The sequence below is a fragment of the Vibrio sp. 10N.222.55.C6 genome (assembly GCF_041473395.1).
GTDB lineage: Bacteria > Pseudomonadota > Gammaproteobacteria > Enterobacterales > Vibrionaceae > Vibrio > Vibrio crassostreae_C.
In genome coordinates this window covers 1-575 of record NZ_JBFRSD010000791.1, presented here as the reverse complement: position 1 = coordinate 575, position 575 = coordinate 1, and the positions used below count along the sequence as shown (strand labels likewise).

Below are 575 nucleotides of genomic sequence, written 5' to 3'. Positions count from 1 at the left end.
GAATTTTACTCTCGATTTAGATTTCAACTCGTTGCAATCACCGTTGCAAAAATAGCTCGCCGCACCACAGGCTTGAAGCTTCTCAAGTTGGCTGCTGCACTCTGGGCAAAACCCTACTTTAATAAAATGAGCCTGACAACTTTCACAGTGATACTTGCCATCCCAAGCTAGCTCAGACTGGCACTTAGGGCAGATATTTTCACTCATTAGCATTTCCTAATTTACGACTGTTTTTACAATCTACTACTGCTGGGACTTGGCTTGCTTGATTTGATACATGTTCTTATCAGCTTGTGCGATCAACTGGTCTAATCCTTGAGGATCTTTGTCACAAGAAAGCCCGACACTCACTGAAAACTGCACATCATTGATATAAAGCGCTTGTTGCAGTGCTTTCTCTAAGCTGTGGTAGAAGCTAACGACGCTTTCTTGATCATCAAAACATGAGAACACCACAAACTCATCGCCACCATAACGACCTATCTTGGCACATGCTGTGGTTGCCTCATCAAGAACTTCGGCAACCGCCAACAGCACATCGTCACCGAAACTGTGGCCATAGGTATCATTTATTG

General features: G+C 43.8%; 2 protein-coding genes. Both read right to left on the bottom strand.

The window, feature by feature from the left end:
* Positions 1-207: zinc ribbon domain-containing protein (locus AB4486_RS26205; protein WP_372119684.1), on the bottom strand; the 207-nt coding region annotated here is incomplete at its 3' end.
* Between the two features lie 36 nt (positions 208-243).
* Positions 244-575, bottom strand: a 332-nt coding sequence (locus AB4486_RS26200; protein ID WP_372119683.1) for a GGDEF domain-containing protein, incomplete at its 5' end; no start/stop codon positions are given.